This is a genomic window from Pantoea sp. AG702, assembly GCF_003182295.1.
In the GTDB taxonomy this organism is placed as follows: Bacteria; Pseudomonadota; Gammaproteobacteria; order Enterobacterales; family Enterobacteriaceae; genus Pantoea; species Pantoea ananatis.
This window is the reverse complement of sequence record NZ_QGTU01000004.1, coordinates 294,047-309,358: the sequence shown is the minus strand read 5'-3', so window position 1 is coordinate 309,358 and position 15,312 is coordinate 294,047. Positions and strand designations below refer to the sequence as shown.

The 15,312-nt window shown below is 54.1% G+C and carries 13 protein-coding genes; 7 read left to right on the top strand and 6 right to left on the bottom strand.

Annotated features, from left to right (window positions below):
• Positions 1 to 35: 35 nt before the first annotated feature.
• The 3 genes from fghA to DFO57_RS13710 form a co-directional block, all read right to left on the bottom strand.
• A complete protein-coding gene (gene fghA / locus DFO57_RS13720; protein WP_013026427.1) occupies positions 36 to 881 on the bottom strand; it encodes an S-formylglutathione hydrolase in 846 nt (281 codons plus the stop codon).
• Positions 882 to 896: 15 nt separating this feature from the next.
• Positions 897 to 2,021, bottom strand: coding sequence for an S-(hydroxymethyl)glutathione dehydrogenase/class III alcohol dehydrogenase (locus DFO57_RS13715; protein ID WP_028715350.1), 1,125 nt, complete (start codon positions 2,019 to 2,021; stop codon positions 897 to 899).
• Positions 2,022 to 2,099: 78 nt separating this feature from the next.
• The gene (locus DFO57_RS13710) at positions 2,100 to 3,011 is read right to left on the bottom strand and encodes a LysR family transcriptional regulator (RefSeq protein ID WP_013026425.1); all 912 of its coding nucleotides are present in this window, start codon (positions 3,009 to 3,011) and stop codon (positions 2,100 to 2,102) included.
• 106 nt (positions 3,012 to 3,117) lie between these two features.
• On the opposite strand from DFO57_RS13710, the gene DFO57_RS13705 reads away from it, so the two are divergent.
• The 7 genes from DFO57_RS13705 (at position 3,118) to mglC (ending at position 11,368) form a co-directional block, all read left to right on the top strand.
• Positions 3,118 to 4,245: a YbfB/YjiJ family MFS transporter gene (locus DFO57_RS13705; RefSeq protein WP_019106545.1), complete on the top strand. Its 1,128-nt coding sequence runs from the start codon at positions 3,118 to 3,120 to the stop codon at positions 4,243 to 4,245.
• Positions 4,246 to 4,370: 125 nt separating this feature from the next.
• Positions 4,371 to 5,036, top strand: a complete 666-nt coding sequence (gene folE, locus DFO57_RS13700; protein ID WP_014594111.1) for a GTP cyclohydrolase I FolE — start codon at positions 4,371 to 4,373, stop codon at positions 5,034 to 5,036.
• A gap of 50 nt (positions 5,037 to 5,086) precedes the next feature.
• Positions 5,087 to 6,247 (top strand): DUF418 domain-containing protein YeiB, encoded by a 1,161-nt coding sequence (gene yeiB / locus DFO57_RS13695; protein ID WP_014605427.1) that lies wholly within the window; start codon positions 5,087 to 5,089, stop codon positions 6,245 to 6,247.
• Between the two features lie 142 nt (positions 6,248 to 6,389).
• A complete protein-coding gene (gene galS, locus DFO57_RS13690) occupies positions 6,390 to 7,430 on the top strand; it encodes an HTH-type transcriptional regulator GalS (RefSeq protein WP_013026421.1) in 1,041 nt (346 codons plus the stop codon).
• Positions 7,431 to 7,751: 321 nt separating this feature from the next.
• Positions 7,752 to 8,747, top strand: a complete 996-nt coding sequence (gene mglB / locus DFO57_RS13685) for a galactose/glucose ABC transporter substrate-binding protein MglB (RefSeq protein ID WP_013026420.1) — start codon at positions 7,752 to 7,754, stop codon at positions 8,745 to 8,747.
• Positions 8,748 to 8,817: 70 nt separating this feature from the next.
• Positions 8,818 to 10,338, top strand: a complete 1,521-nt coding sequence (gene mglA, locus DFO57_RS13680; protein WP_013026419.1) for a galactose/methyl galactoside ABC transporter ATP-binding protein MglA — start codon at positions 8,818 to 8,820, stop codon at positions 10,336 to 10,338.
• Between the two features lie 19 nt (positions 10,339 to 10,357).
• On the top strand, positions 10,358 to 11,368 hold the full coding sequence (mglC, locus tag DFO57_RS13675; RefSeq protein WP_013026418.1) for a galactose/methyl galactoside ABC transporter permease MglC: 1,011 nt from the start codon (positions 10,358 to 10,360) through the stop codon (positions 11,366 to 11,368).
• A 262-nt stretch (positions 11,369 to 11,630) separates the two neighbouring features.
• On the opposite strand, the gene sanA is transcribed toward mglC, so the two are convergent.
• The 3 genes from sanA to cdd form a co-directional block, all read right to left on the bottom strand.
• Positions 11,631 to 12,350: an outer membrane permeability protein SanA gene (sanA, locus tag DFO57_RS13670; protein WP_014594108.1), complete on the bottom strand. Its 720-nt coding sequence runs from the start codon at positions 12,348 to 12,350 to the stop codon at positions 11,631 to 11,633.
• Between the two features lie 133 nt (positions 12,351 to 12,483).
• Positions 12,484 to 14,181, bottom strand: coding sequence for an NAD-dependent malic enzyme (locus tag DFO57_RS13665; RefSeq protein ID WP_014594107.1), 1,698 nt, complete (start codon positions 14,179 to 14,181; stop codon positions 12,484 to 12,486).
• A 168-nt stretch (positions 14,182 to 14,349) separates the two neighbouring features.
• On the bottom strand, positions 14,350 to 15,240 hold the full coding sequence (cdd, locus tag DFO57_RS13660; RefSeq protein WP_014594106.1) for a cytidine deaminase: 891 nt from the start codon (positions 15,238 to 15,240) through the stop codon (positions 14,350 to 14,352).
• Positions 15,241 to 15,312 lie beyond the last annotated feature (72 nt).

The window sequence follows — 15,312 nt, the reverse complement described above, 5'->3', positions numbered from 1 at the left end:
ATCAGGGGATTGCACTGGCAATCCCCTGTGTGAGATCACCCTACCAGCAGGTGTTGCGCATGGAAGCGCAGGTGATCTTCGACAAAGCTGGCAATGAAGAAGTAGCTGTGATCGTAGCCAGGCTGGATGCGCAGGGTCAACGGGAAGCCCATTTCCTGCGCGATCGCTTCTAAGCGCTCCGGCTGCAGTTGATCCGCCAGGAACTGATCGCTGTCGCCCTGATCGATCAACAACGGCAGACGATGCTGAACCTCCCGCATCAGCTGGCAGCTGTCGTAGGCGAGCCAGGCCTGGCGATCGTCCCCCAGATAGGCCGTGAATGCTTTCTGGCCCCAGGGAACCTCACAAGGGTTAACGATTGGCGCAAAGGCGGAAGCCGACGCAAAGCGGTTTCCCAGACGTAATGCCAGCATCAGCGCACCGTGTCCGCCCATGGAGTGGCCCATTATCGACTGACGTTCACTGACCTTAAAGTTATCGGCAACCAGCTCAGGCAGCTCGTCACTCAGGTAGTCGAACATACGGTAGTGATCCGCCCAGGGCTGTTGCGTGGCGTTGAGGTAAAAACCTGCGCCCTGGCCCAGGTCATAGCCTTCGTCATTCGCAACCTGCTCACCGCGTGGGCTGGTGTCCGGCATGATTAACACCAGGCCCAGCTCGGCAGCGACACGCTGTGCGCCAGCCTTGGTGGTGAAGTTCTCGTCGTTGCAGGTCAGGCCCGCCAAAAACCACACCACCGGCGGCGGGGAATCACCGCGCGGACTCGGCAAATAGATACTGAACGTCATCGGGCAATGAAGCACCTGAGACTGATGACGCCAGCGCTGCTGCCAGCCGCCAAAAATACGATGCTCTTCCAGCAGCTCCAGAGTAGATGTCATAGATAGCGCCCCCGGTTACTTGTTAAAATGCACGACGGAGCGGATCGATTTCCCTTCATGCATTAAATCAAAGGCGTCATTAATCTCTTCAAGCGGCATGGTATGGGTAATGAAATCGTTCAGCGCGAATTTCCCATTAAGATAATCCTGCACGATACCGGGAAGTTGTGAACGGCCTTTCACGCCACCGAAAGCAGAGCCACGCCAGACGCGGCCGGTTACCAGCTGGAATGGACGCGTTGAAATCTCCTGACCTGCGCCTGCGACGCCGATGATCACCGACTCGCCCCAGCCCTTGTGACAGCACTCCAGAGCAGAGCGCATCACATTGACGTTACCGATACATTCAAAGGAATAATCCACGCCGCCGTCGGTGAGTTCAACAATCACGTCCTGAATAGGCTTGTCATAGTCTTTCGGGTTAATCAGATCGGTGGCACCCAGCTTACGCGCCAGATCAAACTTACTGGTGTTGATATCAATACCAATAATGCGGCCCGCTTTGGCCATTTTCGCGCCGATAATCGCCGACAGACCAATGCCGCCCAACCCAAAGATGGCAACGGTATCGCCTTCTTTAACCTTGGCGGTGTTCATCACTGCGCCCATACCGGTGGTTACGCCACAACCCAGCAGGCACACTTCTTCCAGTGGCGCTTCTTTACTGATTTTCGCCAGGGAGATTTCAGGCACGACGGTATATTCAGAGAAGGTTGAAGTGCCCATGTAGTGGAAAATCGGCTTGCCGTCTTTAAAGAAACGCGTGGTTCCGTCAGGCATCAGACCTTTGCCCTGCGTGGTGCGGATGGCCTGACACAGATTCGTTTTACCGGACAGGCAGAACTTACATTGACCACATTCTGGCGTGTAAAGCGGGATCACGTGATCGCCCACTTCAACGCTGGTCACGCCTTCGCCGACCGCTTCAACAACGCCACCGCCTTCGTGGCCCAGAATCGCCGGGAACACGCCTTCAGGATCGCTGCCGGACAGCGTATACGCATCCGTATGGCAGACGCCGGTGGCGACGATACGTACCAGCACTTCCCCTTTCTGCGGCGGCATAAGATCCACTTCTTCGATTTTTAGCGGTTCACCTGCGGCCCAGGCTACGGCGGCACGGGTTTTGATCATGTTCATGCAATCCCTCTTCCAGTCAGATTGTGACGCGATGTGGCGTCTGGATGGTCGTGATAAGTTAAAAATAGCGCGAAAACTCTATTCCGCCGCCTGCAATGGATGCATCAGCTCGTCATTGAGCGGACGATCGTGAAATTGTTCAATAATAAGATACTTCAGCGCCTCAACGTTGGGCGTGAAGGCATCGCGTCGCCACATCAGCCAGGTGGCGGTGTTGCGATATTCCGCCGGCAGGCTGTGTACCTGAACACGGGCGCGGTCTGGCATCTGTTTCAGCACCGACGCGGGAATCATAGCCACGCCCGCGCCGCCTGCGACACAGGCCAGCATGGCATGGTAAGACTGAATTTCCATCACGCTGTGAGGCGCGGCCTGGCTGTCGCGGTACCAGGCTTCAAGTTTAACCCGGTAAGAACAGCTGTTGCGAAAGGCAAACAGGGTATCATCTTGCGTGTCGCGCGCGCAGGTTACCGGGATATGATCAAGATCGGTGATCAAGACCATCTCCTCGCGAAAGGCAATACAGCCATTCAGATCGTCGTGCTGAACCGGGCCATCGACCAGGGCCGCGGCCAGCGTACCTTCACGTACTCGATCAATAATTTCCCCTGAGGTGCCTGTAATCAGCGATAAGGCGACAGCAGGAAAACGCTGATGGAAGGCAGCCAGAAGGCCAGGCAGGCGCGTCGCGGCGGTACTCTCCATCGAGCCAAGTGCAAAATTCCCGCCGGGTTTACCCGCTCGGGTCATATTTAATGCTTCATCACTCAGGGCCAGAATACGCTGGGCGTAGTTAAGGAAATTATGGCCCATGGGCGACAGGCGAATGCGCTGTTTTTCGCGAATAAACAGATCGACACCCAGTTCCTCTTCCAGCTGACGCAGACGCGTCGTGAGGTTGGAGGGAACCCGATGCAGCTGTTCCGCAGCACGGGCCAGGGAACCGCTTTCTGCCACGGAACAGAACATACGTAACTGAACTAAATCCATAGTGTTCTCTTCCTGTAAACAAGTTGCTTAAGATTATTCACTTTTTGTGAGTGTAAGCATCGTTCATGCTATAAGCAAGTTTCTGTGTAAAAAACTGAGGTGGCAGATGGCGTTTCGCGTGGCAATAAGTGCATTTTTGACGTTGTTTGTTGTAATGGGAATCGGGCGCTTTGCCTTCACCCCGCAGGTTCCCCTGATGATTCAGGCGCACCAGTTAACGCTGACCAGCGCCAGCCTTGTGGCGGCGTTAAACTATCTGGGCTACCTGTGCGGGTCTTTCGATGCCATGCGCGCACGCCATAAGGTCGCGTTGCGTCTGCAGCTCGGAACGTGGGGCGCCGTGGTGCTGACGGCACTGTCGGCCTTTGCCGACGGGCCGTGGTGGCATGGCGTTATTCGCTTTGCCATCGGCTGGGCCAGTGGATGCGCCCTGGTGCTGGCGGCGGCGTGGAGCAACGAGCAGTTGCATCAGTATGGTCGTCCGGGGCTGTCGGCAGCCGTCTTTGCCGGACCGGGTGCAGGCATTTTTATCAGCGGTCTGCTCGCGGTGAGCTTGCACAGATATCAGGTCTCAGCGGCGCTGGCCTGGTGGGTTTATGCCGCGCTGGCGGCGGTATTGGTGGCGCTCATTAGCCGAAATCTGCCGCGCAAGGCTGAGCTACATCGTCCGGAGCAGGCACCGCCATCGCTGGTGCTGACCCGTAACCTCCGGCGGCTGGTCCTGAGTTACAGCCTGGCGGGATTTGGCTATATTCTCCCCGCGACATTTCTTTCACAAATGGCTGCAGTGCGTTTTCCAGGCAGTGCCATGGCACAGTTTGTCTGGCCGATATTCGGCGGTGCGGCGGTCATCGGTATTGTTCTGGGCATTGTCACGCGCAAGACGGGGAGCAGTCATGCCCGCCTGGCGGTGGCCCTGTGGGCACAGGCGCTGGGAGTGCTGGCGGCCGCATTGCTGCCGGGATTCAGCGGGCTGCTTATCGGCGCGCTACTGGTAGGGGGCGGCTTTCTGTGTGTGGTACAGCTGTCTTTGCTCTGTGCCCGTGAACTGGCACCACAGCATATGCGTTATATGGCCGGCCTGCTGACAACCGGCTATGCGGTTGGGCAACTGGCAGGGCCTATGCTCTCCTCGCTGTCAACGCTGTTTCTTCATCGTCTCGAACCCGCACTGTGGGTGGCGGGGGCCAGTCTGATCGTCGCAGGGCTTCTGGTCTGGCGGCGGGACGCGTGAAAAGCTTTCATCTCCAATCGGATTGATTGCTGGATTCCCTGCACAGAAAGTTTCACAATACGCACTCAGAAATATGACCCGCTGGCAACAGACGGCGGGCGCAACACCTGCCGGAGAAGAGTAAGATGAGCACCTTGAGTCAGGAAGCTGCACTGGTCCACGAAGCGCTGCTGGCGCGTGGGCTGGAAACGCCGCTGCGCGCACCCACGCGTGAAATAGACGATGAAACGCGTAAGAGCCTGATTGCAGGCCATATGACGGAAATCATGCAGCTGCTGAATCTGGATCTTGAAGATGACAGCCTGATGGAAACCCCGCATCGCATCGCCAAAATGTATGTCGATGAGGTCTTTTCCGGTCTCGATTATGCCAACTTCCCCAAAATCACGCTCATCGAAAACAAGATGAAAGTGGATGAGATGGTGACGGTTCGCGACATTACGCTGACCAGCACCTGCGAACATCATTTTGTGATTATCGACGGGAAAGCCACCGTCGCGTATATCCCTAAAGATAAGGTGATCGGCTTATCCAAGATCAACCGCATCGTGCAGTTCTTCGCGCAGCGGCCTCAGGTGCAGGAGCGTTTAACACAGCAGGTCCTGCTGGCGCTGCAAACGCTGTTGGGAACGAATAACGTTGCCGTTTCGATCGATGCCGTTCACTACTGTGTGAAAGCGCGCGGCGTGAAGGATGCCACCAGCGCCACGACCACGACCTCGCTGGGTGGGCTGTTTAAATCCAGTCAAAATACCCGTCAGGAATTCCTGCGCGCGGTGCGTCATAACTAAAGCTGACGGGCGGGCGCGACGGTCGCCCGCCTGAGACATCAGGATCCCACATGCAACGCTACCTCGTGCTGGATTTTATTCGGGGCTGTGCCATTCTCGGCATTCTGTTGTTAAATATTATTGGCTTTGGTTTACCTTCTGCTGCCTACCTTAATCCTGCCTGGCAGGGCAGCATCACCCTTTCTGATGCCTGGACGTGGGCTATTTCCGATGTCTTTGCCCAGCTTAAATTCCTGACGCTGTTCGCCCTGCTGTTTGGAGCAGGCCTGCAGATGCAGCTGTCACGCGGTAGCCGCTGGCTGACTGCCCGTTTATCCCTGTTAGTGATGCTGGGATTGATTCACAGCGTATTTATCTGGGAAGGCGATATCTTGCTGGATTACGGCATTATCGGGCTGGTTATCTGGCGTATGCTGCGCGATGTTCCCTCTACCCGGGGGTTAATTAACACCGGAATTCTGCTCTATCTGATGGGATGCGCCGTGTTGCTGGTATTTGGCTTGATCTCCAGCCCTGAACCGTCGCCCTCATGGCTCCCGGGCGCTGCAGAGATCCAGTACGAGCAGTTCTGGAAGCTCACGGGCGGTCTGGCCGCCGTGCAGATTCGTTTAGATCACCTTTCTTCGGGATTGATGGCGCTGGTGGCCCAGTACGGCTGGCAACTGGCGGGACTGATGATGCTGGGGGCGGCGCTGGTGCGCAGCGGATGGCTGAAAGGAACCTTTCCGCTACAGCACTACCGACGCGTTGCTGCGCTGTTGCTGCCGCTGGGTTTGCTGATGGCGGCGGCGGGCGTTGCCGCACAGTGGTGGGTTCACTGGGACTACCGCTGGAGCGCGTTTTATCTGCAACTGCCGCGCGATCTGGCCAGTCCGCTCATCAGCCTCGGCTATACGGCATTGTGTTTCGGCTTTTGGTCTTCTGTCCAGCGCTGGCGGCTGAGCTATGCCATTCGTTGCGTAGGTCGAATGGCGCTCAGCAACTACCTGTTGCAATCCCTGATCTGTACCACGCTCTTTTATCGCTTCGGCGAGTTTATGCATTTCTCACGCCTGCAGCTGGTGATGCTGGTGCCAGTCATCTGGTGCGTTAACCTGCTGTTTTCCGTGCTGTGGCTGCGTTACTTCCCGCAGGGCCCCCTCGAATGGATCTGGCGTCGTCTGACGCTGATTGCCGCAGGCGCACCGTCCACTTCCCCCTCTGAAAGATAATGACCGCCATCACAAAGGTTACAGAATTGTATGTAACCGTTTTCATTGATGTGACGTAATTCACGCTGTGTGGCGATCTTCCCTGACAAAATAGCGCCGGTGTTGTAACTGGCGTAATGCCTTATCTCTCTGGAAGTGCTGCATGATAACGATTCGTGATGTTGCGCGTCAGGCCGGTGTGTCAGTGGCCACCGTTTCGCGCGTACTAAATAACAGCAGCGCGGTCACCGCTGAAACACGTGACGTCGTGTTACAGGCGGTTGACGCTCTGGGCTATCGCCCAAACGCCAACGCTCAGGCGCTGGCTACCCAGGTGAGTGATACCATCGGGGTGGTGGTTATGGATGTTTCCGACCCCTTTTTCGGCGCGCTGGTGAAGGCGGTAGATACCGTGGCACAGCGCGTGCACAAGCATGTTCTGATCAGTAACTCCTGGCACCATGAAGAAAAAGAACGCCACGCCATTGAAGTGTTGATACGCCAACGCTGCAATGCGCTGGTGGTGCACGCGAAAACGCTTTCAGACGCCGAACTGGCCGATTTTATGAGCCAGGTGCCCGGTATGGTGGTGATTAACCGTAGCGTGCCGGGTTTCGAGCATCGCTGTGTCAGCCTTGATAATGTAACGGGCGCATTGATGGCCTCAAGAATGCTGCTGCAACAGGGGCATTGCCGCATTGGCTATTTGTGTTCCAGTCATCCCATTGAAGACGTTACACAGCGGCGTGAAGGCTGGCTGCAGGCCCTGGCAGAGCAGGGGATTCGTCCGCAGGAAAGCTGGATAGCCAGCGCCGAACCCGACATGCAGGGCGGCGAAGCCGCAATGGTTGAACTGCTGGGGCGTAATCTCAATCTGAGCGCCATATTCGCCTATAACGACAGCATGGCGGCAGGCGCGCTTACGGCCCTTAAAGACAACGGAATTCAGGTCCCTCAGCATTTTTCCGTAGTGGGCTTCGACGATATTCCGATTTCACGATACACCGATCCGCAGCTGACCACCGTTCGCTATCCCATTGTTTCAATGGCAAAACTTGCCACGGAGCTGGCGCTTCAGGGGGCCGCGGGCTGTATCGACAGCAGTGCAAAACACATCTTTATGCCGACGCTGGTACGCCGCCATTCCGTAGCGCAAAAGCAAATTGTGGAGTCCGTCACTAATTCAGGCGATTCCACGATGTAACCGTTTTCAATCTGTGATTGTATTCACAGTTAATTAACATTGCTATCACTATGATGGCAGCGTCTTACAGTACTGAAACATTATGTAACGCCACTCTCCTGTTGAGGGCACCGGCCTGGTCGCCGGTTTACATGGTTCATGACACGCACTATGGATGCAGTAGCCTACACGGAAGTCACGGAAGTTGAGTTTTGCATGGCACAGCAGTGGCTCAGCCTGATAGAGAGCGCATCCTGCCTCGCCGAATAATTCTACCTGATGTTCTAACGCCATCTGCGCGGCAGAACAAAAAAAAGACCCTGCAAAAAAACCGGAGATACCATGAATAAGAAGGTTTTCACGCTCACAGCACTGGTTGCCAGCATGATGTTTGGTGCAACGGCGCATGCCGCTGACACGCGTATCGGCGTAACCATTTACAAATACGACGACAACTTCATGTCGATGGTACGTAAAGATATCGAGAAAGAAGCCAAGACGCTGGGCGGTATTCAGCTGCTGATGAATGACTCGCAGAACGACCAGTCTAAACAGAACGATCAAATTGACGTGCTGATGGCAAAAGGCGTGAAAGCGCTGGCAATTAACCTGGTCGATCCGGCGGCTGCCGCGGTGGTTGTCCAGAAAGCCCGTGCTAACGACATTCCCGTGGTGTTCTTTAACAAAGAGCCAAACGCGAAAGTGCTGGCCAGCTATGACAAAGCTTACTACGTGGGGACAGACTCAAAAGAGTCTGGTGTGATTCAGGGCAAACTGATTGAGAAGCACTGGAAAGCAACCCCGGCCTGGGACCTGAATAAAGACGGTGTGATTCAGTTCGTTCTGCTGAAAGGCGAGCCGGGTCATCCGGATGCGGAAGCGCGTACCAAATACGTTATCGATACGCTGAACAAAGACGGTGTTAAAACCCAGCAGTTAGCGATGGATACGGCAATGTGGGATACCGCTCAGGCGAAAGATAAGATGGACGCCTGGCTGTCAGGCCCTAACGCCAAGAAAATCGAAGTGGTTATCGCCAACAACGATGCCATGGCAATGGGTGCCGTAGAAGCGCTGAAAGCACACAACATGTCTTCCATCCCTGTCTTCGGTGTGGATGCGTTACCTGAAGCACTGGCGCTGGTTAAGTCAGGCGCAATGGCCGGTACCGTGCTGAATGACGCGGAAAACCAGGCGAAAGCCACCATCGACATGGCCAAGAACCTTGCAGATGGCAAACCGGCGACGGCAGGCACCAACTTCAAGATGGTTGATAAGATCGTACGCGTACCTTATGTACCGGTTGATCAGGAAAACCTGTCTCAGTTCCAGAAATAACTCTTTGCAGACGGGCGCGGCAGCTGCTGCGCCTTTTTTATGTCATCACCGTTTTGTAGCCAGGTAAATTATGGCCAGTGATAATACGACCGCGCAGCGCGAATATCTGCTGGAAATGACCAACGTCAGTAAATCATTTCCCGGCGTGAAAGCTCTCGACAACGTTAATTTAAAAGTGCGGCCTCACTCCGTTCATGCACTGATGGGTGAAAACGGCGCTGGTAAATCGACATTGTTAAAGTGTTTATTTGGTATCTATAAAAAAGATACAGGCAGCATTCTTTTTCAAGGGCAGGAAATAGATTACAAAAGCTCCAAAGAAGCGCTGGAAAACGGCGTGTCGATGGTGCACCAGGAATTAAACCTGGTATTACAGCGTACCGTGATGGACAACATGTGGCTTGGGCGTTATCCACGCAAAGGCCTTTTTGTCGATCAGGACAAAATGTACCGTGATACCAAAGCGATTTTCGACGAGCTGGATATTAATATCGATCCGCGTGATAAAGTCGCCCATCTCTCCGTCTCGCAAATGCAGATGATTGAGATTGCCAAAGCATTTTCCTATGACGCCAAAATCGTGATCATGGATGAACCGACTTCTTCGTTAACCGAAAAAGAAGTTAATCATCTGTTCACGATTATTCGTAAGCTCAAAGATCGCGGCTGCGGAATTGTTTACATCTCGCATAAAATGGAAGAAATTTTCCAGCTGTGCGATGAAATTACCATCCTGCGTGATGGCCAGTGGATTGTGACTCAGCCGCTTGAAGGGCTGGATATGGATAAGATCATCTCCATGATGGTTGGGCGTTCTCTCAGTCAGCGCTTCCCGGATCGCACCAATGTTCCGGGTGAAACCATTCTGGAGGTGCGCAATCTGACCTCGCTGCGTCAGCCCTCAATTCGCGATATTTCTTTTGATTTACGTAAAGGGGAGATACTCGGCATTGCCGGGTTAGTGGGTGCAAAACGTACCGATATCGTTGAAACGCTGTTTGGCATTCGCGAAAAATCGGGCGGCACAATTAAACTGCATGGTAAAACGATTAACAATCATACCGCCAATGAAGCCATTAACCATGGTTTTGCGCTGGTAACTGAAGAGCGTCGTTCTACCGGTATTTACGCTTTTCTGGATATTGGATTTAATTCCCTGATATCCAATATCAAAAAATATAAGAACAGTATTGGTCTGCTGGATAATAAACGCATGAAAAGCGATACCCAATGGGTTATCGACGCTATGCGGGTAAAAACGCCAGGGCATCATACGCAAATTGGTTCACTTTCTGGTGGTAACCAACAGAAGGTCATTATTGGTCGCTGGTTGCTGACTCAGCCTGAAATCTTAATGCTTGATGAACCCACGCGCGGTATTGATGTGGGGGCCAAATTCGAAATTTATCAGCTGATGGCTGAGCTGGCGAAGAAGGAAAAGGGCATCATTATTATCTCTTCCGAAATGCCAGAGTTGCTGGGCATCACCGATCGTATTCTGGTAATGAGTAACGGTCTGGTCGCCGGCATTGTTGATACGAAAACGACCACGCAGAACGAAATATTGCGTTTAGCGTCATTACACCTTTAATGAAGTAAGGGCTGTTAACATGAAAGCGACTACAAAAAAGAATGCGCTAACCTGGCTGAAAGAGGGCGGCATTTATGTCGTACTGCTGGTACTACTGGCTGTTATTATTTTCCAGGATCCGACATTTTTAAGTTTAATGAACCTGAGTAACATTCTGACCCAGTCTTCGGTGCGTATTATTATCGCGCTGGGCGTGGCGGGGCTGATTGTGACCCAGGGTACTGACCTTTCTGCCGGGCGTCAGGTGGGGCTGGCCGCCATTGTGGCCGCCTCATTGCTGCAATCCATGGATAACGTCAACAAAGTGTTTCCGCATCTGGAAACCGTGCCGATTCCGGTCGTTATCCTGATTGTTTGTGTGATTGGTGCCGTTATTGGTCTGGTGAATGGTGTCATTATTGCCTATCTGAAAGTGACGCCTTTTATCACTACGTTGGGTACCATGATCATCGTTTATGGCATTAACTCACTGTATTACGACTTCGTTGGGGCCTCACCGATTGCGGGCTTCTATGATGGCTTCTCAACTTTCACACAAGGCTTCCTTCGTTTCGGTGATTTCAAACTGTCTTACATCACCTTCTATGCAGCGATTGCTGTCGTGTTTGTCTGGATTCTGTGGAATAAAACGCGCTTTGGTAAAAACATTTTTGCTATCGGGGGTAACCCGGAAGCGGCAAAAGTGTCAGGTGTGAACGTTAACCTGAACCTGATCCTGATTTATGCCTTGTCAGGCGTGTTTTATGCCTTCGGCGGTATGCTGGAAGCGGGTCGTATCGGCTCAGCCACGAATAACCTCGGTTTCATGTATGAACTGGATGCTATCGCAGCCTGCGTAGTCGGTGGCGTGTCCTTTGCCGGTGGTGTCGGTACGGTGGCCGGTGTGGTGACCGGGGTGCTGATCTTCACGGTCATCAACTACGGTTTGACCTATATCGGTATCAACCCTTACTGGCAGTACATCATCAAGGGCGGCATCATTATCTTCGCTGTGGCGCTCGACTCGTTGAAGTACTCGCGTAAAAAATAACAGCAGTGGCAATGATGCAAGCGGCCTCAGGGCCGCTTTTTTTGCGCCCTTTTACGTGGTGTTGTGGGGTTTGCTCATCGTCGGGGCGCTGTTTCTTTCATGGCACCGGCTCAACGTCACGGTGCGCAACCCTGAATTGGCTGGCGGACGTCGCCGCAGCCTTCCCGTTTCATTTCTGACAGCCGCATCAGGCAGGTAAGGTGGGGGAGCCATAAGCCATTCCGGGCTCATCTGTTACTGAAACGCGGGTAAACGGGGTGAATTACTGACGGCGTTTCTGTTCCAGTTCCAGTAGCTGTTCCGGCGTCACTGCAGGATAGCTCTGTGCATCTTCAGGAACTTCATGTACAGCCGGGATCGGCACCAGCGGGCCAAGGAAACGCGGTTCGCGCTTCAGTAAAAACAGATCGGCCAGCGCACCCAGCCGCGCACCGACTTCACGCATTCGTACGCTGAGCATATTTTTAGGAGACGGAACCGCATAGCACTGCGCCTGAATCCCCAGGTGCAGGGCAATAAACAGCGCCCGTTCGCAGTGAAAACGTTGGGTAATGATAATAAAGTCGTTGGTGTCGAATACCTTACGCGTACGGACGATAGAATCCAGCGTACGGAAGCCCGCATAGTCCAGCACAATATCAGCAGGATCGACGCCACCTTTGATGAGATCGCGCCGCATAGTCATGGGTTCGTTGTAGCTTTGCTGCGCATTGTCCCCGCTCAGCAGCAGGTAGTTCACCTTTCCACTGTTATAGGCGTTAAGCGCGCCCTGCATGCGGTACAGGTAATACTGGTTAATCACGCCGGTGCGATAATATTTGGCCGTGCCCAGTACCACCCCGACCTGACGGTGGGGAAGGGATGCAAGGTTGTCATAGATATAGGGTGCCGTTTTCCAGCTGATCCAGCGGTCCAGGCCGAGCGCCGTCGCCACCATCGTTAAGATGATGAAAAGCAGAGCAATGAAAACGCGTTTCAACATGCGCCTGAGCACTCGAGATCCGAAGTTTGGGTGGGACAAGGCTACTTGAGCGTCACCCGCTAAGCAAGTTTACCCCGTCTGGCTGGTGTAAATTTAAGCAGCGCTGGATCCGCAGGGGTCCAGCGCCGTGTTTTTAGATAGAGGTACGGCGGTAGTGGCGGTATTGAGGCAGCCAGAAATTATTGGCGATAGACTGTGAGAGCACGTCTTCTGAAGTCACCACCGCGACGCCCGCGAGCTGGGCAGCTTTGCCCACTTCCATCGCGATAATCTTCGACACGCCCTGAATATCTTTAATTTCAGGCAGAACCGGGCCTTCACCATCGTTCACCAGCGGTGAACAATCCGCAAGAGCACGGCTGGCCGTCATCAGCATGGTATCGGTGACACGCGATGCGCCAGACGCAATCACGCCCAGGCCAATGCCAGGGAAGATGTAGGAGTTATTACACTGCGCGATCGGGTAGGTCTTACCGTTCCACGAAACCGGTGAGAACGGACTACCGGTAGCGACCAGGGCGGCACCATCGGTCCAGGCAATAATGTCTGCCGGCGTGGCCTCAACGCGAGACGTTGGGTTAGAAAGCGGCATCACGATTGGACGTTTGCAGTGCTTGTGCATCTCACGGATGATCTCTTCTGTGAACAGCCCAGGCTGACCTGACACACCGATTAAGATGTCTGGCTGTGCGTTACGCACCACGTCCAGCAGTGAGATCGCATCATTTGAGGTATCCCAGTCTTTCAGGTTGTCGCTTTTCTGCACCAGCTTGCTCTGGAAATCGAGCAGGTTAGGCAGTTTGTCGGTCAGCAAACCAAAGCGATCCACCATCATGACGCGACGACGGGCTTCGTCGTCGCTCAGACCCTCCGATTTCATCTGTGCGATGATCTGTTCGGCAATACCACAACCGGCTGAACCCGCGCCCAGGAAGACAACCTTCTGCTCGCACAGGCGGCTGCCTGCTGCACGGCTCGCGGCAATCAGGGTGCCAACGGTGACCGCAGCAGTACCCTGAATGTCATCATTGAAGCAGCACACTTCGTCACGATAGCGCTCCAGCAGCGGCATGGCGTTTTTCTGTGCAAAATCTTCGAACTGCAACAGCACTTTTGGCCAGCGGCGTTTTACGGCCTGAATAAACTCGTTTACAAACTCGTCATATTCTTCGCCCGTGATACGGGGATGGCGCCAGCCCATGTACAGCGGATCGTTAAGCAGCTGCTGGTTATTGGTGCCCACATCCAGCACCACCGGCAGGGTATAAGCCGGGCTGATGCCGCCACAGGCGGTGTACAGGGACAGCTTACCGATTGGAATGCCCATGCCACCGATGCCCTGATCGCCCAGGCCAAGGATGCGCTCACCGTCAGTGACCACAATCACTTTCACATTTTGTTTGGTGGCGTTTTGCAGCATGTCTTCGATGTGCGCACGGTTGGGATAGGAGATGAACACGCCACGCGCGCGGCGATAAATTTCTGAGAAGTGTTCGCAGGCGGCACCGACGGTTGGCGTGTAGATAATCGGCATCATCTCTTCGAGATGGTTGTCCAGCAAACGATAAAACAGCGTTTCGTTGGTATCCTGAATGTTGCGCAGGTAGACATGTTTATCGTTGTTGTTTTTGAAGTCCTGAAACTGACGCCATGCGCGTTTTGCCTGCTCTTCGATGGATTCTACCGCTTCTGGCAGTAAGCCATTGAGGTTAAATTCATTGCGCTCTTCGATGCTGAAGGCACTGCCTTTATTCAGCAGCGGAAATTCCAGCAATATAGGGCCAGCATAAGGAATATATAGCGGGCGTTTACTTTCGTATTCGAGTTCCATGCAGTCATGCTCCGGTTGCAAGTTTTCCTGGCGCAATAATCAAAGAGTAGGGTGACGCCAGTTTTATTGTGATGACGAAGACCTGGCGCCAGATCCTATGAAATTTCTGGCCGATGTACAGCTTTTGTAAATAAAAGATTTAGAAACTGTTTAAAACCGTGCCGCACCTTACGCTTTTGCCAGCGTAAGGTGCGTCAGGTTATCGCAACCCAGGGCGTGCAGGGTGGCCTGAGTTGCAGAGAACTGATCCAGGGCTGGCTGCGGCGTCTGGGCTAATGCGGCGGCCTGAATATCGTGGCAAGATTCCCCCGCCATATTCAGTAGAATCAGCGCGGCCTGCAAAGGGGGCAGGCTGGGATTGAAGGCGGCGTTTTCTGCATAGCGTCCGCTGAAAATCCGGCCGGAGGCGGTCTGTAACGCCACTCCGCTGAACGCCCGACTGTAAGGCGCATGGCTGCGATTAGCCGCCTTAACGGCGGCCTGAGACAGCGCATCGCCCGTTGCAACATAACCCTGGTCCACATCATCCATCAGGCGTTCGGTGATATTCAGATCGCCTGGGCCGAATGCGTCAGGCAGATAGTGCGCCAACGTATGCACCGCGCGCTGCGGCAGGCTAATGCGAATATCTGTGCCGCTGTTAAGTTCATTCATAAACTGGCGACAGTGACCGCAGGGGGTGTAATTGACAGTAATGGTCTCCAGACGGGATTCACCGCGCAGCCAGGCATGGGTGACGGCGCTCTGTTCAGCATGAACGGTTTGCTGCATGGTCGCGCCGGCAAATTCCATATTGGCGCCGAAATACCAGTTGCCGCTGACGCCGCGCGCAATCGCGCCGACGTTAAAATGTGAAAGCGTGGCAACCGCGCAGGCAGCGGCAACCGGCAGCAGCGCCAGCGCCAGCGCATCGGCATCCAGTTGAGTTTGCTCTTGCAACAAGGTGACCTGATCGGCCTGCAGCATCGCGTCAAATCCCGGCTCGCTCAGCACCGGACGCAGCGCGGTTTGCAGAGTGGCTGGAAGTACTTCAAAGGCAGAGTGGAAACGTGGATGCATGGAAGCCTCATTCAATCATCAGGGCAATGTGCCAGACATCGGTTTATATGTGATCTCTGTCTCTCTGACAAT

What these genes read in the sequence shown, in the direction of transcription:
- fghA (WP_013026427.1), bottom strand. Translation starts at nt 881, where the DNA reads ATGACATCTACTCTGGAGCTGCTGGAAGAGCATCGTATTTTTGGCGGC.
- DFO57_RS13715 (WP_028715350.1), bottom strand. Translation starts at nt 2,021, where the DNA reads ATGAACATGATCAAAACCCGTGCCGCCGTAGCCTGGGCCGCAGGTGAA.
- DFO57_RS13710 (WP_013026425.1), bottom strand. Translation starts at nt 3,011, where the DNA reads ATGGATTTAGTTCAGTTACGTATGTTCTGTTCCGTGGCAGAAAGCGGT.
- DFO57_RS13705 (WP_019106545.1), top strand. Translation starts at nt 3,118, where the DNA reads ATGGCGTTTCGCGTGGCAATAAGTGCATTTTTGACGTTGTTTGTTGTA.
- folE (WP_014594111.1), top strand. Translation starts at nt 4,371, where the DNA reads ATGAGCACCTTGAGTCAGGAAGCTGCACTGGTCCACGAAGCGCTGCTG.
- yeiB (WP_014605427.1), top strand. Translation starts at nt 5,087, where the DNA reads ATGCAACGCTACCTCGTGCTGGATTTTATTCGGGGCTGTGCCATTCTC.
- galS (WP_013026421.1), top strand. Translation starts at nt 6,390, where the DNA reads ATGATAACGATTCGTGATGTTGCGCGTCAGGCCGGTGTGTCAGTGGCC.
- mglB (WP_013026420.1), top strand. Translation starts at nt 7,752, where the DNA reads ATGAATAAGAAGGTTTTCACGCTCACAGCACTGGTTGCCAGCATGATG.
- mglA (WP_013026419.1), top strand. Translation starts at nt 8,818, where the DNA reads ATGGCCAGTGATAATACGACCGCGCAGCGCGAATATCTGCTGGAAATG.
- mglC (WP_013026418.1), top strand. Translation starts at nt 10,358, where the DNA reads ATGAAAGCGACTACAAAAAAGAATGCGCTAACCTGGCTGAAAGAGGGC.
- sanA (WP_014594108.1), bottom strand. Translation starts at nt 12,350, where the DNA reads ATGTTGAAACGCGTTTTCATTGCTCTGCTTTTCATCATCTTAACGATG.
- DFO57_RS13665 (WP_014594107.1), bottom strand. Translation starts at nt 14,181, where the DNA reads ATGGAACTCGAATACGAAAGTAAACGCCCGCTATATATTCCTTATGCT.
- cdd (WP_014594106.1), bottom strand. Translation starts at nt 15,240, where the DNA reads ATGCATCCACGTTTCCACTCTGCCTTTGAAGTACTTCCAGCCACTCTG.